At 41.8% G+C, this 23300-nt stretch carries 22 protein-coding genes, 1 tRNA gene and 1 other annotated feature; of the genes, 7 read left to right on the top strand and 16 right to left on the bottom strand.

Features of this window, described 5'->3' with window-relative positions; translation table 11 throughout:
• The first annotated feature begins 52 nt into the window (after nt 1-52).
• The gene (locus ACRYKC_RS02600; protein WP_433805086.1) at nt 53-694 is read left to right on the top strand and encodes a deoxynucleoside kinase; all 642 of its coding nucleotides are present in this window, start codon (nt 53-55) and stop codon (nt 692-694) included.
• Complete coding sequence (locus tag ACRYKC_RS02595; RefSeq protein WP_433805085.1) at nt 691-1374, top strand: deoxynucleoside kinase; 684 nt, start codon at nt 691-693, stop codon at nt 1372-1374. Before ACRYKC_RS02600 ends, ACRYKC_RS02595 begins: the two co-directional genes overlap by 4 nt.
• A gap of 45 nt (nt 1375-1419) precedes the next feature.
• On the opposite strand, the gene ACRYKC_RS02590 is transcribed toward ACRYKC_RS02595, so the two are convergent.
• From ACRYKC_RS02590 to guaB, 9 genes are all read right to left on the bottom strand, one after another.
• A complete protein-coding gene (locus ACRYKC_RS02590; RefSeq protein ID WP_433805084.1) occupies nt 1420-1884 on the bottom strand; it encodes an NUDIX hydrolase in 465 nt (154 codons plus the stop codon).
• A gap of 23 nt (nt 1885-1907) precedes the next feature.
• The gene (locus tag ACRYKC_RS02585; protein ID WP_433805083.1) at nt 1908-2522 is read right to left on the bottom strand and encodes an NAD(P)-dependent oxidoreductase; all 615 of its coding nucleotides are present in this window, start codon (nt 2520-2522) and stop codon (nt 1908-1910) included.
• Between the two features lie 63 nt (nt 2523-2585).
• Nucleotides 2586-3032: a gluzincin family metallopeptidase gene (locus ACRYKC_RS02580; protein ID WP_433805082.1), complete on the bottom strand. Its 447-nt coding sequence runs from the start codon at nt 3030-3032 to the stop codon at nt 2586-2588.
• A 220-nt stretch (nt 3033-3252) separates the two neighbouring features.
• Nucleotides 3253-3345, bottom strand: a tRNA-Ser gene (locus ACRYKC_RS02575).
• Nucleotides 3346-3556: 211 nt separating this feature from the next.
• The gene (gene serS / locus ACRYKC_RS02570) at nt 3557-4831 is read right to left on the bottom strand and encodes a serine--tRNA ligase (RefSeq protein ID WP_433805081.1); all 1275 of its coding nucleotides are present in this window, start codon (nt 4829-4831) and stop codon (nt 3557-3559) included.
• A 54-nt stretch (nt 4832-4885) separates the two neighbouring features.
• Nucleotides 4886-5115: a binding site (T-box leader), on the bottom strand.
• Between the two features lie 39 nt (nt 5116-5154).
• Nucleotides 5155-5745 carry a pyridoxal 5'-phosphate synthase glutaminase subunit PdxT gene (gene pdxT, locus ACRYKC_RS02565; protein ID WP_433805080.1) on the bottom strand — a complete coding sequence of 197 codons (591 nt, stop codon included), beginning with the start codon at nt 5743-5745 and terminating at the stop codon, nt 5155-5157.
• A gap of 69 nt (nt 5746-5814) precedes the next feature.
• The gene (gene pdxS / locus ACRYKC_RS02560; protein ID WP_085027112.1) at nt 5815-6699 is read right to left on the bottom strand and encodes a pyridoxal 5'-phosphate synthase lyase subunit PdxS; all 885 of its coding nucleotides are present in this window, start codon (nt 6697-6699) and stop codon (nt 5815-5817) included.
• Nucleotides 6700-6821: 122 nt separating this feature from the next.
• Entirely contained in the window at nt 6822-8156 is a 1335-nt protein-coding gene (locus ACRYKC_RS02555; RefSeq protein ID WP_433805079.1) for a serine hydrolase, read from the bottom strand.
• 105 nt (nt 8157-8261) lie between these two features.
• A complete protein-coding gene (guaB, locus tag ACRYKC_RS02550; RefSeq protein ID WP_433805078.1) occupies nt 8262-9731 on the bottom strand; it encodes an IMP dehydrogenase in 1470 nt (489 codons plus the stop codon).
• A 200-nt stretch (nt 9732-9931) separates the two neighbouring features.
• Here guaB and ACRYKC_RS02545 point away from each other — a divergent pair, with 200 nt between their 5' ends.
• Complete coding sequence (locus ACRYKC_RS02545) at nt 9932-10645, top strand: YaaC family protein (protein WP_433805077.1); 714 nt, start codon at nt 9932-9934, stop codon at nt 10643-10645.
• A gap of 693 nt (nt 10646-11338) precedes the next feature.
• On the opposite strand, the gene gyrA is transcribed toward ACRYKC_RS02545, so the two are convergent.
• The 7 genes from gyrA to dnaA all read right to left on the bottom strand — a co-directional run bounded on the left by gyrA (nt 11339) and on the right by dnaA (nt 20423).
• The gene (gyrA, locus tag ACRYKC_RS02540) at nt 11339-13888 is read right to left on the bottom strand and encodes a DNA gyrase subunit A (RefSeq protein ID WP_433805076.1); all 2550 of its coding nucleotides are present in this window, start codon (nt 13886-13888) and stop codon (nt 11339-11341) included.
• Nucleotides 13889-13977: 89 nt separating this feature from the next.
• Nucleotides 13978-15888 carry a DNA topoisomerase (ATP-hydrolyzing) subunit B gene (gene gyrB / locus ACRYKC_RS02535; protein WP_433805130.1) on the bottom strand — a complete coding sequence of 637 codons (1911 nt, stop codon included), beginning with the start codon at nt 15886-15888 and terminating at the stop codon, nt 13978-13980.
• Nucleotides 15889-15959: 71 nt separating this feature from the next.
• The gene (remB, locus tag ACRYKC_RS02530) at nt 15960-16244 is read right to left on the bottom strand and encodes an extracellular matrix regulator RemB (RefSeq protein WP_433805075.1); all 285 of its coding nucleotides are present in this window, start codon (nt 16242-16244) and stop codon (nt 15960-15962) included.
• Between the two features lie 9 nt (nt 16245-16253).
• Nucleotides 16254-17372 (bottom strand): DNA replication/repair protein RecF, encoded by a 1119-nt coding sequence (gene recF, locus ACRYKC_RS02525; protein WP_433805074.1) that lies wholly within the window; start codon nt 17370-17372, stop codon nt 16254-16256.
• Between the two features lie 14 nt (nt 17373-17386).
• Entirely contained in the window at nt 17387-17608 is a 222-nt protein-coding gene (yaaA, locus tag ACRYKC_RS02520) for a S4 domain-containing protein YaaA (RefSeq protein ID WP_085027126.1), read from the bottom strand.
• A 148-nt stretch (nt 17609-17756) separates the two neighbouring features.
• Complete coding sequence (gene dnaN, locus ACRYKC_RS02515; protein ID WP_433805073.1) at nt 17757-18896, bottom strand: DNA polymerase III subunit beta; 1140 nt, start codon at nt 18894-18896, stop codon at nt 17757-17759.
• Nucleotides 18897-19070: 174 nt separating this feature from the next.
• Nucleotides 19071-20423 (bottom strand): chromosomal replication initiator protein DnaA, encoded by a 1353-nt coding sequence (gene dnaA / locus ACRYKC_RS02510; protein ID WP_433805129.1) that lies wholly within the window; start codon nt 20421-20423, stop codon nt 19071-19073.
• A gap of 683 nt (nt 20424-21106) precedes the next feature.
• On the opposite strand from dnaA, the gene rpmH reads away from it, so the two are divergent.
• From rpmH to jag, 4 genes are all read left to right on the top strand, one after another.
• Nucleotides 21107-21241, top strand: coding sequence for a 50S ribosomal protein L34 (gene rpmH, locus ACRYKC_RS02505; RefSeq protein ID WP_035545113.1), 135 nt, complete (start codon nt 21107-21109; stop codon nt 21239-21241).
• Nucleotides 21242-21311: 70 nt separating this feature from the next.
• Nucleotides 21312-21659, top strand: coding sequence for a ribonuclease P protein component (gene rnpA / locus ACRYKC_RS02500; protein ID WP_433805072.1), 348 nt, complete (start codon nt 21312-21314; stop codon nt 21657-21659).
• A gap of 120 nt (nt 21660-21779) precedes the next feature.
• Entirely contained in the window at nt 21780-22541 is a 762-nt protein-coding gene (gene spoIIIJ / locus ACRYKC_RS02495) for a YidC family membrane integrase SpoIIIJ (RefSeq protein WP_433805071.1), read from the top strand.
• Nucleotides 22538-23152 carry an RNA-binding cell elongation regulator Jag/EloR gene (jag, locus tag ACRYKC_RS02490; protein WP_433805070.1) on the top strand — a complete coding sequence of 205 codons (615 nt, stop codon included), beginning with the start codon at nt 22538-22540 and terminating at the stop codon, nt 23150-23152. Before spoIIIJ ends, jag begins: the two co-directional genes overlap by 4 nt.
• The last annotated feature ends 148 nt before the right edge of the window (nt 23153-23300 follow it).

Here is a 23300-nt window from a genome sequence, read left to right as displayed (position 1 = left end):
TAAACTTTAATCAAAGGTGCACGTTTACTTGAGTCTTTAAGGAGGAGAAGAGATGGGACAAATACCTTTCATCGCTGTTGAAGGGCCCATTGGGGTAGGGAAAACGTCTCTGTCTAAAAAGCTCGCCTCCCAGTTTGATTTTCATTTGCTGAAGGAAATCGTTGAGGAGAACCCGTTTTTAGGCAAGTTTTACGATAATATTGAAGAATGGAGTTTCCAGACGGAAATGTTCTTCTTGTGTAATCGTTACAAACAACTGGAAGATATCGAGCGTAAGTATTTGAAGTTAGAAAAGCCTGTTGTTGCCGATTATCACATTTCCAAAAACATGATCTTCGCACGTCGAACGTTAAGAGAAGATCAGTTCAATAAGTACTCTCAGATTTTTGATATAATGACAAACGATATGCCCCGACCAAACATCATCGTTTATCTACATGCAAGCCTAGATACCTTACTTGAACGTATTCGGATGAGAAATCGCGATGTTGAGGCTAATATTCAGCCCTCCTATTTGGAACAATTATCTCAAGACTATGAGGACTTTATGAATCATTTTGAAGCGACACATCCTGAGGTTCCTATTATACGCTTGAACGGGGATCATTTGGATTTTGTTAAACATCAAGAAGATTTGAATTATATTGTTGATCAAGTCGAGCAACATTTAAATAAAGGAGAAGTTATCAAATGAACGCACGTGAACGCTTCGGAATTCCCCATGACAGTGTGATCACGATTGCAGGAACAGTCGGAGTCGGTAAATCGACTATGACGAATGCCCTGGCGCAGGCACTGAATTTCCGTACTTCTTTAGAGAAAGTGGATACCAACCCGTACTTAGATAAGTTTTATCAAGACTTCGAGCGTTGGAGCTTCCATTTACAAATATATTTTTTAGCAGAACGATTTAAAGAACAAAAGAAAATCTTTGAATACGGTGGAGGATTTATCCAGGACCGTTCTATCTATGAAGATACAGGCATCTTTGCCCGTATGCATTATGAAAAAGGAACGATGTCTGAAACGGATTACGAAACGTATCGTAACTTGTTTGATGCGATGGTTATGACGCCTTATTTCCCGCATCCTGACTTGCTTATCTACTTAGAAGGTTCTTTTGATGATATCGTCAGCCGCATTAAAGAACGCGGCCGTCCTATGGAACAAGAAACCCCAATTGAGTATTGGGAAGAGATGTTTAATCGCTATGAAAACTGGATTGATAATTTCAATTCATGTCCAGTCCTTCGATTGAATATTGCAGACTATGACGTGCTGAACGACGAAGAAAGCATCGAGCCGATTTTAGAAAAAATCGGCCACTTTATCCAGCAATCTCGTAAGTGGCGCTCCAGCCATCTACTAACTTAATTTATTAAAAAAATCCTGCAGAACATTGGTTTCTGCAGGATTTTTTTAATTTTTACGGTTTTTACTTTGCATATATTCTTTTAGCATCGCCCTATGACTTCCAATCATTTGATCAGGGAGTTTATCTGTAGAAATAAACTGGAATTGGAGTGATTCATCTGGGTCTACGTTCATATCGCCTGAAAAAGATCGAGTATAATAAGCTGTTGTCACCACGTAAAATTCATCACCGTTTTCTGCTCTTATAAATTGATCTTTTCCAGAATAAACGTTCAGTAACTTAAGATTATCTACAGTTAAACCAGACTCCTCGTAGACTTCCCGTTGAGCGACTTCTTCTGTACTTTCCCCTAATTCCATCAGACCGCCTGGAAGCCCCCAAACTCCATGCGGAGACCTCCGCTGCTGCAGCAAAACCCTGTCCTGATCATCGACAACAATGACCACAGAACCGACAAATATCAACGGCCGATGACCGACGAGCGCACGTAAATCTTCAACGTATCCCAAAAAATCTTCCTCTCTTTATCTCATTAGTTCGCGAGGCCAACCGTTTCTCGCATCCATTTTTCTTCTTCTAAAGCAGTAAGTAAGAAGTGGGCAACGTCACCCCGGTTGATTCGTTTGCCTTTTTCGGGTATAACACCTTCTGTGGAGCGATACTCTTTCGTCACTTCTCCATCATCTAACCGCATTGGGCGTGCGATTGTATAGTTTAACTCAGCAGCTATAATCGTATTGACAGCTCTTCTATGGTCTTCTAACACATTTTTTAATATGCGCTGAGACATCCAGCCAAGAAATCCAGGAATCTCCTTATATATGCCTGCGGAGGCCACATAAAGAATTCTTCTTAGTCCGTGTTTTTGCATCGCGAGCACGATGTTCTGGAGCATTTCCTCTAAAACGGTTGAAGGCTTCAATCCTGCTGCACCCAAACAGGAAACAACAGCCTCATGTCCTTCTATAGCTTGATCTACATCATTTTTATTGAGTGCATCACCATGAATCATATTTAGCCGCTCATGGTCTACTGACAATTTGGAAGGGGTACGGACAAAAGCGGTGACGTAATGTCCTGCTTCCAACGCTTGTTTAACGAATTCTTTCCCTGTGCCTCCAGTGGCACCGAATACAATAATTTTCATGGTTTACCCCCTTCATATATCTTCCTATTCCATTATCTATGATTTGTGCGTGAATAGAAACTATTAATAGTCGAGCCAGGAGCTTAGAAATTCTGATTGTTCACCTTCAAAATAGTCTTCAAAGTATTGCGCAAATTCTTTCGTCGTGACTTTCTCAAATCGATGGTCTTGATAGTACTCCGACATGAAGGCTAAAGCTTCTTTTGTCCCTTTCTCTTCAAAGAATTCCCACATCTTCATAGGAGATCGCCCATACACCGTAGGCACATAATAGTTCCCCAGATAATCGATACTTCCGTTAACGATATTACTTGTTTCATTGTATTCTAGAAAATGATTAGAAAAACTGAAGGCTCTTGATTCATTATATTTCTCAGTTAAATAAAGTGCCGTTGTAAACTCTGTTAATCCTTCATCTAACCAGGCATCTGTGTAAGGTCGATTCGTAACTATATAGTAAAACCAATAAAAAAGAGGAATCCCTCCGTGGAGGAATTCCTCTTTCATCATCTTTCTAGTTTTGTAAAGAGACCGTTGATAAAAAAATTTTCGTTCTTTAATTCTTTACGATCTTAAATATTAAATCCAGATCGATAGGGACGGTTTAATCTACAAAACCCTTATCAACTTAAGCGAATGAGGGTTTTGTAGATAAAAAAAATCGTTACTTAACGTAACGATTTCTGTTCTATTAAATCTCCAATATTTATGCGCTATTGTTGAAATTAAATGGCGGAGGAGGAGGGATTCGAACCCCCGCGAGGCGCAAACCTCCTGGCGGTTTTCAAGACCGCTCCCTTCAGCCGGACTTGGGTACTCCTCCGTGTGACCGACAATGAATATAATATCATGGTGATGTTCATCCGTCAATAAAATAAAAGATTTTTTATAAAAAAATCTACAAAGTGACTGGCTCACCATTGCCACTCCGTTATTATACTAATCCTCAAACTTGAAGTCAATCCGTGGGATAGAATCTTAACAGGATTCGAGAAGCATAAAAAAGGAACCTAAGCAGGTTCCTTTTTAATACATTATTTAATGACTTCTTTTCCACCCATATACGGACGTAAGACCTCCGGTACGATTACAGATCCATCTTCCTGCTGATAATTTTCCAGGATTGCTGCAACTGTACGTCCGATTGCTAATCCAGAGCCATTCAACGTATGAACAAATTCAGGCTTTCCTTTTTCCTCACGGCGGAAGCGAATGCCAGCACGACGTGCCTGAAAGTCTTCAAAGTTAGAGCAAGAGCTGATTTCACGGAATGTATCCTGGCTTGGAATCCAAACTTCTATATCGTATTTCTTCGCTGCTGTAAAACCTAGGTCGCCTGTGCACATGCTCATGACACGATAAGGCAATTTGAGTAATTGAAGAACTTTTTCTGCATGCCCTGTCAATTCTTCTAGAACGTCATAAGATTCTTCTGGTTTCGCAAGCTGAACGAGTTCAACTTTATTGAATTGGTGTTGGCGGATGAGACCTCGCGTATCTCTTCCTGCAGAACCGGCTTCAGAACGGAAATTGGTGCTGAAGGCTACGAATTTCTGTGGCAACTCTTCAGCAGATAGGATTTCCTCACGATGGAAGTTCGTAACTGGTACTTCTGCTGTCGGAACTAAGAAGTAATCCCATCCTTCAATCTTAAAGGCATCCTCTTCGAACTTAGGCAGCTGACCTGTTCCTGTCATAGACGTGCGATTCACCATTTGCGGAGGAAGCATTTCCTGATAGCCGTGTTCATCCGCGTGAAGGTCCATCATGAAGTTCAGCAGAGCACGCTCTAGACGGGCTCCAAGGCCTTTATAGAAGACAAAACGGCTTCCGGTTACCTTAGATGCACGTTCGAAATCTAAAATGTCTAAATCAGCAGCTACATCCCAATGTGCTTTCGTTTCGAAATCAAAATTAGGGGCTTCTCCCCATGTTCTTGCTTCAATATTATCGTCTTCATCTTCCCCTACAGGGACACTTTCATGCGGAATGTTTGGAATAGATAAAAGCATCGTTTCTAATTTTTCTTCCACTTCTTTTAGCTCTGTATCCAGCGTTTTGATACGATCGCCGACCTCACGCATCTCTTTAATTTTATCATCTGCATCTTCTTTTGCTTTTTTCAGCTGAGAAATTTCTTTAGATACCTCATTACGACGGGCTTTCAGTTCTTCCGTTTCCTTGATCAATTCACGGCGGCGAACATCAAGATCACCAAAAGTATCTAAATCAGAGAGATCTTCTCCTCGATTTTTCAATTTTTCTTTGACTTCATCAAAATTCTGACGTAAATATTTCATGTCCAACATGGCTATATCCTCCTTTTATTGTGTATATAAAATAAAAAACTCCCGTCCCTTTAGAAAAGGGACGAGAGCTTTGGCTTTATAGCTTCCCGCGATACCACCCAGGTTGAAGATCGACAAACCGATCTTCCGGCTTTACTCATAACGGTGAGGGCCGGCCCAACGTACTGATTGGTTTCAGTCGGGCACTCAAGGATGGATTCACGCGTCTCTTTTGTCAGTTCCCACCACACACTGACTCTCTAAGAAAAGAGGTTCACGCTACTATTTCCTATCATCGCGTTAATGATTAGTGATTGTGTTACATAAGATTAGCTGAAAATGATTTATAATGCAAGTGTTTTTTTGGATTCTTCTACCATTTGAACAAAATGAGCTGTCAAACGATGATCATCCGTCAATTCAGGATGGAAGGAACAAGCCAAATAGTGCCCTTGCTGAGCAGCCACGATATGACCATTGTAAGTTGCCAGCACTTCAGTTTCTTCACCCACACCCTCGATATATGGAGCTCGGATGAACACAGCATTATAACCTTCTGCTACCCCTTTAATATCTAGATCTGCCTCAAAGCTTTCACGCTGACGCCCAAAAGCATTTCGGCGGACTTTGATATCCATGACTCCTAAATGTACATCATAGGAGCCATCAATTTCAGAAGCAAGCAAAATCAAGCCGGCACATGTACCGAAAATTGGTTTTCCTTGAATTCCGAATTGACGAATGGGTTCAAGAAAATCGTATTTATCAATAAGACGGCGAATGGTTGTACTTTCGCCACCTGGAATGATTAGACCGTCAATTTCATCCAGCTGTTCTTTCTTTTTCACTACAACGGCTTCGGCACCTGTAGCTTCTACAGAACGAACATGCTCACGAAAGGCTCCTTGAAGTCCTAATACACCGATAGTAGTCATGATGCATGTCTCCTTTTTGTTTCAAACTTAGGACGACTGTCGCTGAACAGTCGCCTCCACACTTAATTATTATTGACTTCTATCTTGCATGCGTTGGTCAGCTGTAAGTGTAGACATTTCCATACCCTTCATAGCTGTTCCAAGACCTTTGGATAGTTCACCAATTAGTTTGTAATCGTCGTAATGAGTCGTTGCTTCTACGATTGCACGTGCGAATTTTTCAGGGTTGTTGGATTTGAAGATTCCAGATCCAACAAATACTCCGTCTGCACCAAGCTGCATCATAAGAGATGCGTCAGCTGGAGTAGCGATTCCGCCTGCAGCGAAGTTTACGACAGGAAGACGGCCTTCTTCACGAATTTCCATCAATAAATCAAATGGAGCACCGTTTTCTTTCGCATAAACCATGATTTCATCTTCGGAAAGTCCACGAAGGTGACGGATTTGAGACTGAACTTTACGCATGTGACTTACAGCTTCAACGATGTTTCCTGTACCTGGTTCACCTTTTGTGCGAAGCATAGAAGCTCCTTCACGGATACGGCGAGTTGCTTCACCAAGATCACGACATCCACATACGAATGGTACAGTGTACTCATCTTTTTTAATGTGGTAAATTTCATCAGCTGGTGTCAGCACTTCACTTTCGTCGATATAATCAACGCCCATAGCTTCAAGCACTCGAGCTTCTGTAATATGCCCAATACGTGCTTTTGCCATGACTGGAATAGATACAGCATTCATAACCTCTTCGACGATGGTCGGGTCCGCCATACGAGCGACTCCGCCAGCTGCACGAATATCCGCTGGGACGCGTTCCAGAGCCATTACGGCTACAGCACCCGCTTCTTCAGCGATTTTAGCTTGCTCAGCATTTACGACGTCCATGATGACGCCACCTTTTTGCATTTCGGCCATACCGCGTTTTACGCGATCCGTACCTGTTTGTGACATGATATATTCCTCCCTGTTCAGCTATATCGATCTATCATTGAATGATCGTGAATCATAGATTCTTATCCTCTATTGTAACGCAAACAAGCCTCAAATCCTACTCTTTAAATTGGCTTTTCTAATTAAAACCAGCCTTTAACCATATCGACAGCACCAGTAAATACATCAGCAAAAAAGTCACCGATACCACCTATCATTAACATAAACCAATTCGACTTTTCTACGGCGGAAGTTGTTACTAAATCAACTGTCGTAGAATTTCTATCAGGAAGGATATTTCCAGAAGATTCCTCACCACTATAAACGAGCTCAGCAGTTCCGACCTTTTGACCTTTTTCAACAGGCGCCTCTAGTTTTCCGTCCTCATTCAACTGATCCTTGTCAACATTATATTTAATGGAATACTGCTCTTCTTCTCCGTTTTTCACAAGTGTTTGAAGAGCTTCCTTCGTTTCGACTTCAACGGTGTCTTCTTTTCCTTTCGTTACCTCAAACTCAGACTCGTCTTTAAGCTGGTAGCCAGCATCAAATAATTGTTTTCTCTCGAAATGCTGAAAACCGTAGTCAAAAAGTTTTGCAGTCTGTCGGAAACGAGATTCCCTTGAATCAGTCTTCATGACAACAGCAATCAACCGTTGTCCATCCTGTTTTGCAGTGCCGGTAAACGTATTACCTGCAAGCTCCGTGTATCCTGTTTTCAGTCCGTCTACACCTTCATAGCCAAAAGCAGCAAGGTGGCCAGGCATGTTTGGAATCATCCAGTTCCAGTTTGTTACGGTTTGTCCATCGAATTCTGCGGTAGGCTTGCTGGAGAAGTCCAGAGCCTCTGGGTAATCATTGATCAAGTGGTAAGCGAGCAATGCAGCAGACCTTGCAGAAAGCATGTTTGTTGCATCCGGCTCTGTTCCTTCTGGATAGTTATCCCCTAAGTGAGAATTATTAAGCCCAGTAGAATTAACGAATTCATAATCCGGCAATCCCATTTCCTTAGCTTTCTCGTTCATCATTTTCACAAATTCACTTTCAGACCCAGCAATTAATTCTGCAAGCGTAATGGTCGTTGCATTATCAGAATTAACCGCCATCGCCGTATAAAGTTCGCGAACGGTGTAATCTTTATCCATCTTTAAGCCTACGCCTGAAAATTCAGGGTTGGCTGAGATCTCATAAGCATATTCACTGATCTGGGTCGTTGTATCCCAACTAATTGACCCTTCTTTTATCGCTTCAAGTACTAAGTACTCTGTCATCATCTTCGTCATACTCGCAGGAGGCAAGGTTAAATCTGCTTCTTTCTCAAATAATACCTTCCCCGTTTCAGCGTCTACCAAAATGGCTGATTTCGCCTCTAAATCAACCGTAGCCGCATATGTATGTTTAGGAATTGCAAAAGCTCCGGTCATCGTCATAATAATTGCCAATGTAATGGCCAGTGATGCTTTGAATCTTTGTATCAACTTTCTCGACCCCCACCCTTAAAATATGCATCTTTGTTATTTTATCACATGCCTAAACAAAAAAATAGACAGGGAAAAGTCCCTGTCTAGCAACTATTTACCAGGTCAAATGGAGTAGTTTGGTGATTCTTTCGTGATCTGAACGTCATGAGGGTGACTTTCACGTAATCCTGCTCCTGTGATTCTGGTGAACTTCGCATCTTTTCTTAATGCATCAATAGTCTCTGTACCGCAATATCCCATTCCTGAACGCAATCCACCAAGCAGCTGATGAATGCTGTCGGCAAGAGGGCCTTTGTAAGGCATACGGCCTTCAATTCCTTCTGGTACGAGCTTCTTGGATTCTTGTTCACTTTGGAAATAACGATCTTTAGATCCAGATTCCATTGCCCCAACGGATCCCATTCCTCGATAAACTTTGAAACGACGTCCTTGGAAGATTTCTGTTTCTCCAGGACTTTCTGTCACACCAGCAAGAAGGCTGCCTAGCATAACCGCATGCCCACCTGCTGCAAGGGCTTTGACGATGTCTCCAGAGTACTTGATTCCTCCATCAGCAATAACTGGTTTGTTATATTTTTCTGCTTCTCTTGCGCAATCATAAACGGCAGTGATTTGAGGGACACCTACACCAGCAACGACACGAGTCGTGCATATAGATCCAGGACCGATTCCCACTTTTACAACGTCCGTGCCAGCTTCAATCAATTCACGCGTAGCTTCAGCTGTAGCCACGTTTCCTGCAATGATATTAATCTCAGGATATTTCGCACGAATACGCTTCACTTGCTCGATGACTCCTTGGGAATGGCCGTGAGCCGTATCGACAACAAGCGCATCAACACCCGCCTCAACAAGTTTATCAATGCGAGTCATTGCATCAGCTGTTACCCCAACGGCAGCCGCACAGAGCAAGCGTCCTTGCTCATCTTTAGCTGAGTGAGGGAATTCAATGACTTTTTCGATATCTTTGATCGTAATAAGTCCTTTAAGAATTCCTTGACTATCAACCATTGGAAGCTTTTCAATCTTGTATTTCTGCAAAATTTTCTCTGCTTCATCCAAAGTCGTACCTACAGGAGCGGTCACAAGGTCCTCGCTCGTCATCACATCGCTGATTTGAATGGAATAATCCTCGATGAAACGAAGATCACGGTTCGTAATGATCCCAACAAGCTTTTGTTCCTCTACGTTGTTTACAATCGGTACCCCAGATATACGGAATTTTCCCATCAGATGTTCGGCATCGAATACCTGATGCTCTGGAGTCAAGAAGAATGGATTAGTAATGACACCACTTTCAGAGCGTTTGACACGATCGACGTGCTCGGCTTGTTCTTCAATTGACATATTTTTGTGGATGACGCCAAGGCCTCCTTGACGGGCCATTCCGATCGCCATGCTCGCCTCAGTTACTGTATCCATACCCGCACTGATAATTGGCATATTCAACTTCAACGTCGGGCTTAGTTCTGTAGCTAGCGATACATCTCGAGGCAGTACGTCCGATTTTGCCGGCAATAAAAGGACATCATCAAATGTTAATCCTTCTTTTGTAAACTTATCCTCACGCATGCTTGATCTCTCCTTTTTCTTAAAATAGTTTGGCTAAAGGTGGGTAAAATAAGTGGGTAATACGTAACACAAGTACTTATTGTTATTTACAATACGACAATGATAGTGGTTTTTCAACCTAAAAAAATTTGCCAGTCATCACAAATTTCGATTGAAAGCACAAGCATTTCCAACTGGACAAGAAAGAAAGGAGAGAGCTTATGAAAAACACAGATCCTATCCTTACATACTTACAAGTGACTGCCCATACAAGACCTTTCCTTTCTGCTTGTTATGAAAAAATCGAGCATCCAAAAGCCGATCACCATGCCTTTCACAATGCTGAACGATTCATGTATGGACTGAATATGGGAAGCGATTATTGGACGACTGCTGAACGAACGCCGCTCAGTGTTCAGCCGCTTCTCTACTATTACGGATTGAACCATTATTTAAAAAGCTTGATTTTAACCGTTGATCCCGGTTACCCAGCGACAGCAAAAGTGCTTGCGCACGGATTATCTACAAGAAAAAGAAAAAAGCAGCACTATCGGTTCTTAGAAGACGATGTAAGGATTCAGCCACACGGTCTGTTTCCCTATGCTTCACAGCATTTATTCAGCTTCTCTTCATCTAAAGAAAAAATATCAATGGATGAACTTCTTTATCCATTGGAACCTATGGGTTCCATGTATCAATTCAAGCCTGAAAAAGAAAGAGCGATAGAAGAAAAATGGCCACCGCTGCTTGCCTATTTTGCGGTGCTTTATAATTTGAGTATGCTCGTAAGGTATGAAGGGGAATGGTGGGGAGAAATGCAGCAAATGAGAGACCGAGAAGATTACGTCTTCATCGTCCAATTCTTGCAGGCGGCTTCAGAGCAAATTCCAGAACTCATTTCTGATTGGCTAAAACAGCAATTCTCATCCACGTAATTTCTTCTCCCCTGCAGATTCAATAACCATCCTGGTGGGGCCGTTTCGATATAAGAGTTAGTTTGGCGTGGGAACAACTCGCTTTCCTGCGGGGGAACTGGCAAGCCTTCTCAGTCGCTGTGCTCCTTGTGGGGTCTCGCCTAGCTCCTTCTCCCGCGGGAGTCTCGCTGTTCCCCCGTCAACCTTTCGATTCTGTGTTGAACGGCCCATCTTACAACCAGGAACTGAGGACGTCTAATTTTAAACGGAACTATGGATTCCTATAACATAAGAGTACTCTACAAATAACAGTAATAAAGCCCATAAAACGGTTTTTGCAGCGTACCTACAAACTTGAAAATGAGGGTGAAAAAAGCGGTCATCTTTCAATTCTAGGATGTTTCCGTTATTCCAAACCATTGGAAGGGGTTCCGGGAAATGGCGAGACTCCTGTGGGAATAGAGTTCATGGTGAGATCCCGGAAGGCGAAGCCTGAGGAAGCTCACCGGACTCCCACGGAAAGCGAGTCATTTCCCGGAACTCCAACCACCAACTTTAGTGTAACGGAAACCTTCCACCCCAAATTACATCGAGAATCTAGTCTTCCACTCTCCTGCTATTTAACGTAATAACAGATTAATTTCATCGACCTTTTATTAGGTTTAAATGGATAAAAAAAGCCGTCTGCCGGATTTGACAGACGACTCGTTACTATTATTCTTCGTCAGATTCACCTTCAGCAGAGTCTTGCTCTACTTCAGGATCCTCAGGTGGCGCTTCCGCAGCAGAACTTTGTTCAACTGCTTCTTCGATCAGTTCTTCCTCTTCTTTTTCAGACTCAACTCGAGCCACAGTTGCCACTTCTTCACCATCACCCAGGCGAATCAAACGCACGCCTTGAGTATTACGTCCTGTCTCAGAAATACTTTCAACAGGCATCCGGATCAGAACACCGCTAGCCGTAATGATCATAATGTCTTCTTCACCATTCACAGCCTTAGTAGCTACAACTTGACCGTTTTTATCCGTCAAGTTACACGTAATGATTCCTTTACCACCACGGTTCGTGATCCGATAATCCGTAGCTGCTGTGCGCTTTCCATAACCTTTACTTGTAACGGTTAGGACTTGAAGAGAGTCATCAAGTATTTCCATGGAGACGACCTTGTCATCTTCACGCAAGGAAATACCTTTCACTCCTGCAGCAGTACGTCCCATTGCTCTGATCTGATCTTCATTGAATCGGATCAAATACCCATTTTGCGTACCGATCATAATGTCTTTGGCACCGTCAGTCAGACGAACAGAAATAAGTTCATCATCTTCACGTAAGCCAAGAGCAATGAGGCCGCCTTTACGGATATTAGCAAATTGAGAAAGTGTGGTACGTTTCGTAATCCCGTTTTTCGTCGTAAAGACAAGGTACCAGTCATCAACGAAGTCTTCAACGGCTATAACTGCGTTGATCCATTCGTCTCGCTCGATATTCAGCATATTAATGATCGGAATACCTTTAGCAGTTCGACTGAATTCTGGTACTTCATACCCTTTTGCTTTATACACCTTCCCTTTGTTAGAGAAGAACAACAGCGTGTTATGGGTGGAAGTGGAAAGCAGGTGTTCCACAAAGTCTTCCTCATGCGTTCCCATTCCCTGGACGCCGCGGCCGCCTCTTCGTTGGGAGCGGTATGTGCTTGCAGGAAGACGCTTCACATAACCCTGATGGGTCAGGGTCACGATGATCGTTTCTTCTGGGATCAAGTCTTCATCTTCAATGAAGTCTGAGCCCCCGAGAACGATTTCTGTACGACGTTCGTCATTATAACGTTCTTTAATATCAAGAAGTTCTTCGCGAATAATTTCGAGAACTTTTTCATCATCGGCTAAAATAGCTTTTAATTCAGCAATCAACTTAACAAGATCTTGATATTCATCTTCAATTTTTTCACGCTCTAAGCCAGTTAGACGCTGAAGACGCATATCGAGAATCGCCTGAGCCTGCTTTTCAGAAAGCCCGAAACGTTCCATCAATCCTGTACGTGCAATCTCAGTTGTCTGAGATTCACGAATGAGTGTAATAACCTCATCCAAATGATCAAGAGCCACACGCAATCCTTCCAGGATGTGAGCACGCGCTTCTGCTTTACGAAGCTCATAAGCTGTCCGGCGTTTAATTACTTCTTTTTGGTGCTCTAAATAATATTCGAGACACTGCTTCAAGTTCAATACTCTTGGATGGCCATTGACAAGTGCAAGCATATTGATCCCGAATGTGGACTGCAGAGCTGTCATTTTGTAAAGATTGTTCAATAGGACGTTAGGATTTGCGTCGCGTCGTAATTCAATGACGACTCGCATGCCGTTACGGTCGGACTCATCCCGCAAATCGGTGATGCCATCAATCTTCTTATCCCGAGCGAGTTCGGCAATTTTTTCTACGAGTCTGGCTTTGTTCACCTGGTAAGGCAGTTCGGTAACAATAAGTCGAGCTTTTCCATTCGCCTGCTCTTCAATATCCACTTTTGCACGGACAGTAATCGAACCTTTACCTGTTTCATAAGCTTTTCTTATTCCACTTAAACCGAGGATTTTACCTGATGTAGGAAAATCAGGACCATAGATGTAATTTTCCATCAAATCCTGAATAGTGATCTCAGGATCTTTACTGACAGCCAGAACAGCATCGATGACTTCCCCAAGCTGGTGGGGAGGAATATTCGTAGCCATTCCGACTGCGATTCCTGAACCTCCGTTTACAAGCAGGTTGGGGAATTTAGCCGGTAGTACGATCGGTTCTTTCTCAGTGCCATCGTAGTTGTCGTTGTAGTCGATCGTGTCTTTGTTAATGTCACGCAGAATTTCCATAGAAATCTTTGACATGCGCGCTTCTGTATAACGCATAGCGGCAGCAGCATCTCCGTCCACAGAACCGAAGTTACCGTGGCCGTCAACGAGCATATAGCGATAGTTGAAATCCTGAGCCATACGCACCATCGTATCGTAAACAGCTGAATCACCGTGCGGGTGATACTTACCGATTACTTCCCCGACAATACGTGCGGATTTCTTATATGCTTTATCGGCATGCATTCCCAAATCATGCATGGCATACAGAATCCGTCGGTGTACGGGTTTTAAGCCATCACGCACATCAGGAAGGGCACGTGCAACGATGACACTCATCGCATAGTCTAAGAAAGATGTTCGCATTTCTTGACTAATATTCACTTCCTGCACGCGTGGGCGTTCGGGTTGATCCACCATTCTATTTACCTCCTATAACAACTCGGAAGGAGAAAAGGGATCCCCCTCTTCTCCTATTCATTGTTGACTAACTTGTTTTCACCATTTATTTAAACGTCTAGGTTCTGTACGTATTGTGCATTTTCTTGAATGAAGTTACGGCGAGGTTCTACTTTATCTCCCATCAGGATATCGAACGTCTCATCTGCACCAATTGCATCTTCCAGACTCACTTGCAGAAGTGTACGCGTTTCAGGATCCATTGTCGTTTCCCAAAGCTGCTCTGGATTCATCTCTCCAAGACCTTTGTAACGCTGTACCCCTGGCTTCGGTGAATTCGGAAGTTCACCAAGGATCTGGTCGAGCTGTTTGTCGCTATACGTATAGTAGATCGCTTTACCTTGCTGAATCTTATAAAGAGGCGGCTGAGCGATATAGATATATCCATGCTCGATCAACGGACGCATGTAGCGATAGAAGAACGTCAACAAAAGAGTACGGATATGAGCACCATCGACATCGGCATCTGTCATAATGACGATCTTATGGTAACGGGCTTTGGAGATATCGAAATCTTCTCCGATTCCTGTACCTAGTGCTGTAATGATCGCCCGAACTTCATTGTTAGATAAAATTTTATCCAGACGAGCTTTCTCTACGTTAATAATTTTACCTCTCAAAGGAAGAATTGCCTGGAAGTGACGGTCTCGTCCTTGTTTCGCGGACCCGCCGGCAGAGTCTCCCTCAACGATGTAGAGCTCTGAAATATTGGCGTCTTTGGAAGAACAGTCAGCCAGTTTCCCCGGCAAGTTCGATACTTCCAGTGCATTTTTACGACGAGTGAGCTCACGGGCTTTCTTCGCTGCCATACGGGCTCTAGAAGCCATCAAACCTTTTTCAACAATATTTCTGGCCATGTTCGGATTTTCAAATAGAAACTTCGAAAAACCTTCAGAAAATAGATTATCAGTGACCGTTCTAGCTTCACTGTTTCCGAGTTTTGTCTTCGTTTGCCCCTCAAACTGAGGGTCCGGATGTTTGATCGAGATGATCGCTGTTAACCCTTCTCGTACGTCATCCCCCGTCAAGTTGGGGTCAGTTTCTTTGAACATGTTATTTTTTCGTGCGTAATCGTTAATGACACGCGTCAAACCTGTTTTAAAACCGGACTCATGGGTGCCGCCTTCATACGTATGAATGTTGTTCGCATAGGAATAAATATTGCTTGCGAAGCCATCATTGTATTGCAGAGCAATTTCAATCGAGATTTCGTCTTGCTCATCTTCAATGAAAAAAGGTTCATGCAGCGTTTCACGGGTACGGTTCATATGCTCGACATAAGAAAGGATTCCGCCCTCATAGAAATAACTGACGGGTTCCTCCTCTGTACGTTTATCTTCGATCGTAATTGTCAATCCTCTATTGAGGAAAGCAAGTTCACGCAGACGATTGGCCAGCGTTTCAAATTTATATTCTTCAGTCTCAGTGAAAATCTCAGGGTCTGGCTTAAATTGAATCCTTGTCCCTGTAATATCGGTTTCTCCGATCACCTTCAAGTCCTCTTCTGGAACGCCTCGATGAAAAGCTTGATAGTGGACTTTCCCGTCTCTGTGAACGTAAACTTCTAGCTTCGTAGACAGGGCGTTAACGACAGAGGCTCCTACACCGTGTAGTCCTCCCGAAACTTTATAACCACCGCCGCCGAATTTACCTCCAGCGTGAAGAACCGTCATAATAACTTCTACGGCCGGACGTCCTGTTTTTTCCTGAATCCCTACAGGAATTCCGCGCCCATTATCGATAACGGTAATACTGTTATCTTCTTCGATCGTCACTTGAATATGATCGCAAAAACCGGCCATTGCTTCATCAATACTGTTATCGACGATTTCCCATACCAGGTGGTGCAATCCTTTCTCGTTCGTAGAACCGATGTACATTCCAGGTCGTTTACGAACGGCTTCCAGACCCTCTAGTACCTGTATTTGACTTTCATCATAGGACTGTTGATCTTGAATTATATCTTCCTTCATGGTACTCACCTACATTTCTCAAGTGGTTTGTCTTTAAAACGTTAACGAAAAATCACGGTTCAGCCTTCTGTTTCTTCAGAGAAGTCCTCAAGCTTATTTAATGTGGTCTTCATATTAGCTCGTTTCTTCAATGTAAATACAGAAAGTGGACTGAAGTAGATGAAATCTTCGGTAATCACGATTGACTTTGCCTGATTATCTTCTGTTTCTACCACTTGTCTATTTTTTCTTTGGTTGAAAATCATTTCCTCTATGATCGTAGAAGAGGATACTAAACTATGATCAATGATTGCGACGACATCTTTCGATTGGATGACGTTATCATCACCGATATGAATGAACAATTTGCCACCTCATTTCTTGACTTCGATTGTTCCTTCCTTAACCTGAAAAATTTCTGCCTCTTCGAGCGCTTCATGCTCGATTCCATCTATACTAGTCGTCGAGACGAACGTCTGCACTTTGCCTTGAATCGTATGAAGTAAATGAGATTGCCTGAAGTCATCCAACTCACTCAATACATCGTCCAATAGAAGAATCGGATACTCTCCTACTTCACTATGAATCAGTTCAATTTCAGCCAGTTTCAAAGATAGAGCTGTCGTTCTCTGCTGGCCCTGGGAACCATAGGTCTGTACGTCCTTACCGTTCACATAAAACACAAGGTCGTCCCTGTGTGGACCGGCAAGTGTCGTTCCTCTCTCGATTTCTTTCGTTTCAATATCGGAAAATTTTTCCTCATAGATACTCTTTATTCTTTCCAAATTCATATCCTCTGATACTTTAACACTTGCATCATATGAAATTTCGAGCTTTTCCAGCTGCCGGCTGATGCCTTCATGAATCGGAATAGCCCAAGATCTAAGCAGCTGCATAAACTTAAAACGGCGTTCAATGATGGTGACGGCATGTTCAATCAGCTGATCGGTCATGACGCCTAACATTGTCCGATCTGCATTCGGTTTACGCTGCAGCTCTTTCAATAAATGATTTCGCTGCCGAAGTATTTTTTGATACTGTCCTAAGTGATAAATATACGCAGGCTGAATCTGGCCAATTTCCATGTCAATAAACCGACGACGCACCTGAGGACTCCCTTTGACTAAGTTAAGGTCCTCAGGTGCAAACATGACCACATTTAAAGCTCCGATGTAATCACTCAGACGCTTTTGTTCAATATGATTTAACTTCGCTTTTTTCCCCTTAGTAGAAACAATGATTTCTAAAGGAAAACGACGATTCCGTTTATAGATACTCCCTTTTATTTTACCATACTCTTGATCCCATTGTATCAACTCTTTGTCTCGCGGTGTCCGGTGGGATCTGGTAAAAGCCAATACGTAGATCGCTTCCATCAAATTGGTTTTTCCCTGGGCGTTTTCACCAATAATGACATTGATCTTATGGTCAAATGTCAGCGATAGCTGATCATAGTTGCGAAAAGATCGCAGTGACAATTCATGTATATACATATATTTCCTTCCGGCTATTCTTCCCGGACGACTTCAAATACGCCGAATTCTTCTATTTCTACCGTATCTCCCAGGTAAAGCTTACGGCCCCTGCGATTTTCTAACTCGCCATTTACGAAAACATCGAACTCGCTTAGGAAAATCTTTACCATTCCACCTGATTCGACAACATTCGCCAATTTTAGAAACTGACCTAAAGGAATATATTCGGTTGAGATTTCAATACGTTCGCTCATAATTATTCACCCTATTTTATGAATTCACCTTCTATCTATTTTACTAAAGATGAAGGTGTAAGAAAAGTCCAAGCCCTTTTACGAGTAAAAAGAAAAAAATAGGGTGCCGTTATCGTCTAACAGCACCCTTTTATGAATCACATTTTAATTAATATGTTCTTACAGGCAAGATCAATTGTAAAATTTGTTCATCATCCACAGGACGGATTAAGAATGGACGCATCGCTCCTGTAAATTCAACTTTTACTTGATCATAATCCACAGCTTTTAACGCATCCATCATATATTTTGCACTAAAGGAAATTTTTAATTCCTCTCCATCTACATCGTCAGCGAGAACATCTTCCACAACATTTCCGACTTCTGGAGAATTCCCTGTAATCTCTAAATGGTTGTTTTCTTTTGTTATGAGGCGTACGACGTTATTTCGGTTCTCTTTTGCGAGAAGCGAAGCTCGATCAACAGACTGAAGCAATTCTTTCGTATCGATTTTAACGATTGTCTTACTTTGTTCAGGAATAAGACGGGAAGTTTCAGGATAATTTCCATCCAACAATCTTGATAAGAAATATAAATGCTTCGTTCGAAATAATACCTGGTTTTCCGTAACACTAACTTCAATCGTATCTTCGGAGTCATCCAAAATCTTGTTCAATTCGGTCAAGCTTTTACCTGGAATCACAACGGAAGGAAGTGCTTTATTTTCGGTTTGTTCCAATGGGATCTTCCGAGAAGCCAGGCGGTGACTATCAGTAGCGATAAACTCAAGCTCTCCTTCTTCCAATCGAACATGAACCCCTGTCAAGATTGGTCTAGTTTCAGAAGTTGAAACAGCGAATACGGTTTGACGAATCAAGTTTTTTAATAAATCGATCGGCATTTCAAAGCTGTCCTCTGTATGTAACTGAGGCAGCTGAGGATATTCCTCTGGATCTTGTCCATTCAAGTGGAATTCAGCATTGCCAGAGCGGATCGTTACGTTTCTGTGATTATCACTTTCGATTTCTACCGTGTTCTGAGGAAGCTTACGTACGATATCAGGGAAATATTTAGCTTGGAGAACAATACTACCTGGCTCAATGTTCTCTACATAAACAATGCCATCCTCTTCTTGAGGAATAAAAGATTCGATAGAGATATCAGAATCGCTTCCTGTCAATTTAATTCCTTCTTCAGTCGCTTCAATTTTCATTCCAGTCAAAATTGGAATCGTCGTTCTCGATGAAATGGCCTTCATCACATTTTGTACGCTATTGATCAATTGATCTCGCTGGATGATAAATTTCATGAATACACTCCTCCTACTGAGCATATATTAATTATATTTTTATATTATAAAACCGTAATAGTAATAGTATAGGGTGTGGATTTGTGGATAACCGCCATCAGCCTCATCAAAATAAGTTTATCCACATGTGGACAGTCTGTTGATGGGTGTGGTTCAGTTATACACATTATCCAGTTAATGCTTCAACTGCTCTCTTATTTCATCAAGTTCTTTTTGGAGCTGCTGATCATTGGCAATCATTTTAGATATTTTTTCATGGGCGTGAATGACGGTCGTATGATCTCGTCCTCCGAACTCCTCTCCGATTTTTGGCAGGGAAAAGTCCGTCAGTTCTCTAGATAAATACATCGCAATCTGACGTGGAAAAGCTACAGATTTTGTCCTCTTTTTAGCTGGGAAGTCTTCCAGTCTTACATTATATTTTTCACCAACCATTTCCTGGATGGCATTAATGGTGATCACTTTAGGTTTGGAACTTGGAATGATATCTTTCAGTGCTTCAGCTGCTAAAGAAGCATTGATATCACGATTAATCAAAGAGGAATAAGCAACGACGCGAATGAGTGCTCCTTCCAGCTCACGGATGTTGGTATCAATTTGATTAGCAATATAGAGCATCACTTCATTCGGGATATCCAAACCTTCTGCTTTTGCTTTTTTCCTAAGGATCGCAATTCTTGTTTCAAGATCCGGAGGTGTGATGTCCGTGATTAATCCCCATTCGAATCGAGAACGTAAACGATCTTCAAGAGTCGGGATCTCTTTTGGTGGACGGTCACTGGAGATGACGATTTGTTTGCTTTCTTCATGCAAGGTATTGAACGTATGGAAAAACTCTTCCTGCGTTTGTTCTTTTCCTGCAAGGAATTGGATATCATCTATAAGAAGCACGTCTACACTTCTGTATTTATTACGGAAATTGACGGCTTTATTGTCACGGATTGAATTAATGAATTCATTTGTGAATTTTTCAGATGAAAGGTATACCACCTTCGCATTCGGGTTATGATCCAGCACATAGTGACCGATGGCGTGCATTAAGTGGGTTTTTCCTAATCCTACTCCCCCATAGATGAATAGAGGGTTATAGGCTTTCGCCGGCGCTTCAGCCACTGCGAGAGATGCAGCATGGGCAAACCGGTTGCCTGATCCGATAACAAACGTGTCGAATGTATATTTGGAATTCAACATGCTCTGTGGCGACTCTTCGTTACCGTTATTTTTTACATCAGGTACTTTCTTTGAAGACAGTTTCACATCATCTAAGGACTCTTCCTTTGTTTCTGGAATAACGAATCTTGCGGTTAATTCAGCCCCTGTCACTTCATATAAGGTCTCCGTAATCAACCCTTCATATTGGTTTTCTAGCCAATCTCTGGCGAATTCATTTGGAGCTACAATCGTTAGGGTGTTTTCGCTCAAAGAATCTGCCTTTGTCGCCTTCAGCCAAGTTTCAAAGCTTGGCTTACTGATTTTTTCTTTAATTTTCTCCAACGTATTATTCCAGAGTTCGTGGATGTTCTCCAAATATTTCACCCCTTTCTCTTTGAATGGAAAACAAAAAAACCTTTCGTTCTCTTTGTCGAACGGTGCAAAAGGATCGAAAGGCGTTCGTATAAGGTTTGTATAAGTGTATGAATGTCGAATACTCCCAAATCATGTGGATGAATAAATATTGATTTCACTAGTTTTCTAGATTGTTATTTTCATTGTCCACAAATCTGTGTATAAACGCATAAACAATCGTGTTAATAAATGTCCACACGTTATCCACAATCTGTGGAAAACATTTTACCGATCCAGAAGTAATTCACGGTTAAACACAAATATAATACCAGATAAAAACTAGAGTTGCAATGGTTCATGGGAACTTATCCACAATCACAACAGTTTGTAGACAATTGGTATCCACAACACTATATTTTGTGATTAACGTGTCGATATTTGCTGTGGACAGTCGTTTTGTCCCGAAAAAATTATTCACAGCACTTGTGTATGTTCGCAATTTCGGCTCAATCATGCAAGCTTTTTTATTTTTTTGCTACATTGTTATAGTACAGTTTCTGTTATATAACGGACTTGGGATTGTGGTGACGATCTATGGAGATAAAGAAAAGAACGTTGACATAAATACGAGGATTTATTATAATTATCGGGACTGCCTTTTAGATGTGTATTTAAAGGATTTTACCTCAGGAGGTGTATATATAATGAAACGCACATTTCAACCAAATAACCGTAAGCGTAAAAAAGTACACGGCTTCCGTGCGCGTATGAGTTCTAAGAACGGTCGTAAAGTTCTAGCACGCCGCCGTAGTAAAGGAAGAAAAGTTTTATCAGCATAGGCCACTGAAAACAATCAGTGGTCTTTTTTCTAGTATTAAGAAGATTTTCTAAGCAGGGTGGATCTTTAACATGAAGAAAGCTTATCGGATTAAGAAAAATGAAGATTTCCAGAAAGTGTTTAAGCATGGAGAGTCGTTTGCGAACAGGCAGCTGGTCCTCTATTACTTAAAGAAAAGTGATCAGAACCATTTTCGAATTGGCTTGTCTGTCAGCAAGAAAATCGGACCAGCAGTCGTTCGTAACCAGGTGAAACGGTATTTAAGGCAAGCCTTTCATGAGCTGGAGGACCAGATCCATCCTCATTATGATTATGTCGTCATTGCTAGAAAACCAACCAATCAAATGAATTTTCATGAAACGAAACGAAGCTTGACCCATGTATTATCGAGGTCGAAGCTATTGAATAAGAAAAAATGAATCAAAACATATAAGAAATTTATTAAAATTAATGCTACACTGTGAAGGGAAAATGCAGGAAGCAGTTGAAAAATGATAGAATAATGGAATGAGTAGTGTTCAATTAAGGAGGAAGGAACGTTGCGTAATAAGATGATAGCACTGCTTGCTATGGCAGGTGTGCTTACGTTCCTATCCGGGTGTACCCAGGTCAATGAGGATATCACCTCGGATAGCACAGGATTTTGGAATGAATATATCGTATATCCATTGTCAAAGACTTTGTTGTATTTCGCTGATGTAACGGGTGGAAGTTACGGATTAGCTATTATTATTGTTACGATTATTATCCGTGTACTATTGCTGCCGTTGAACGTAAAGCAGTTGAAAAGTTCAAAGGCGATGCAAGACATTCAGCCTGAATTAAAAGAGCTTCGTGAAAAATATTCTTCAAAAGACGCGCAGACCCAACAAAAACTTCAGCAGGAAACCATGCAGCTTTTCCAAAAGCATGGAGTCAATCCACTAGCTGGATGTTTACCAATTATTGTCCAAATGCCGATTTTAATTGGTTTCTATCATGCAATTATGAGAACAAAGGAAATTGAAACTCACAATTTCTTATGGTTAGAATTGGGCTCAGCAGATCCGTTCTTAGCGATATTAACGGCTGCAACGACATTCCTACAGCAAAAACTAATGATGGCAGGCGGAGCAGCAGCACAAAATCCGCAGATGCAAATGATGCTTTATATCATGCCGCTTATGATCGGTACATTTGCGTTCTTCTTCCCATCAGCTCTTGCGCTATACTGGATTGTCGGTAACATCGTTATGATTCTTCAAACCATTTTCATCCGTAAACCTATGATGAAAGATGCGACGGGAGGAGCAAGCGAGTGAAGCAAATAACTGCTACTGGAACTACAGTTGAAGAAGCGGTCCAATCAGCACTAGAACAACTGCAATCATCAAAGGACCAAGTCGATGTCGATGTCATTGATGAAGGAAAAAAAGGGTTTCTTGGCTTTGGTACAAAGCCTGCGATCGTTAAAGTTTCCATTAAGAAAAATCCAGTGCAGGATGCCGAATCATTCATCTTAGAAGTAGCAGAACAAATGGGTGCTCCTGTTCAAGTCAAAACAGAAGTAAACAATCGTGATATTTCCATGGAGTTAGAAGGCGAGAAAATTGCCATACTCATTGGAAAACGCGGACAAACATTAAATTCTTTGCAATACTTGGCTCAGCTTGTAGTCAATCGTGAATCGGATCAATTTTATACGGTGATGTTAGATGCGGAAGGTTATCGGGGAAGACGGAAAGAAACCTTAGAGAACTTAGCCCGCCGTTTAGCGGAAAAAGCAGTTCGTACAGGAAGAGAAGTCAAACTTGAGCCAATGCCATCGTATGAAAGAAAGATCATTCATACCGCTTTGCAAAATCATAAAAAAGTGGAAACGGACTCAGATGGCAGTGATCCAAGAAGACATGTGGTCATCCGTCCTTCCTAAAGACTCAAAAAGAAAGTACTTCTGTCAGTCTCTTGGCAGAAGTATTTTTTTGTGTTCTTCTCTTTCTATTGCATAGTGAATATAGAGTTATTCACATGTGGATAATGGAAAGAGAAGGTTCACGCAAAAAACATGTTGATATCTTTTC

The organism is Halobacillus sp. A1-3 (assembly GCF_050971765.1).
Lineage (GTDB): Bacteria > Bacillota > Bacilli > Bacillales > Halobacillaceae > Halobacillus > Halobacillus mangrovi_B.
This window is presented reverse-complemented; position numbering and strand designations above follow the sequence as displayed.

Excerpts from the sequence above, each read along its gene's own strand:
- ACRYKC_RS02600 (WP_433805086.1), top strand. The coding sequence starts at position 53 with ATGGGACAAATACCTTTCATCGCTGTTGAAGGGCCCATTGGGGTAGGG.
- ACRYKC_RS02595 (WP_433805085.1), top strand. The coding sequence starts at position 691 with ATGAACGCACGTGAACGCTTCGGAATTCCCCATGACAGTGTGATCACG.
- ACRYKC_RS02585 (WP_433805083.1), bottom strand. The coding sequence starts at position 2,522 with ATGAAAATTATTGTATTCGGTGCCACTGGAGGCACAGGGAAAGAATTC.
- ACRYKC_RS02580 (WP_433805082.1), bottom strand. The coding sequence starts at position 3,032 with ATGATGAAAGAGGAATTCCTCCACGGAGGGATTCCTCTTTTTTATTGG.
- serS (WP_433805081.1), bottom strand. The coding sequence starts at position 4,831 with ATGTTGGACATGAAATATTTACGTCAGAATTTTGATGAAGTCAAAGAA.
- pdxT (WP_433805080.1), bottom strand. The coding sequence starts at position 5,745 with ATGACTACTATCGGTGTATTAGGACTTCAAGGAGCCTTTCGTGAGCAT.
- pdxS (WP_085027112.1), bottom strand. The coding sequence starts at position 6,699 with ATGTCACAAACAGGTACGGATCGCGTAAAACGCGGTATGGCCGAAATG.
- guaB (WP_433805078.1), bottom strand. The coding sequence starts at position 9,731 with ATGCGTGAGGATAAGTTTACAAAAGAAGGATTAACATTTGATGATGTC.
- ACRYKC_RS02545 (WP_433805077.1), top strand. The coding sequence starts at position 9,932 with ATGAAAAACACAGATCCTATCCTTACATACTTACAAGTGACTGCCCAT.
- gyrA (WP_433805076.1), bottom strand. The coding sequence starts at position 13,888 with ATGGTGGATCAACCCGAACGCCCACGCGTGCAGGAAGTGAATATTAGT.
- recF (WP_433805074.1), bottom strand. The coding sequence starts at position 17,372 with ATGTATATACATGAATTGTCACTGCGATCTTTTCGCAACTATGATCAG.
- yaaA (WP_085027126.1), bottom strand. The coding sequence starts at position 17,608 with ATGAGCGAACGTATTGAAATCTCAACCGAATATATTCCTTTAGGTCAG.
- dnaN (WP_433805073.1), bottom strand. The coding sequence starts at position 18,896 with ATGAAATTTATCATCCAGCGAGATCAATTGATCAATAGCGTACAAAAT.
- rpmH (WP_035545113.1), top strand. The coding sequence starts at position 21,107 with ATGAAACGCACATTTCAACCAAATAACCGTAAGCGTAAAAAAGTACAC.
- rnpA (WP_433805072.1), top strand. The coding sequence starts at position 21,312 with ATGAAGAAAGCTTATCGGATTAAGAAAAATGAAGATTTCCAGAAAGTG.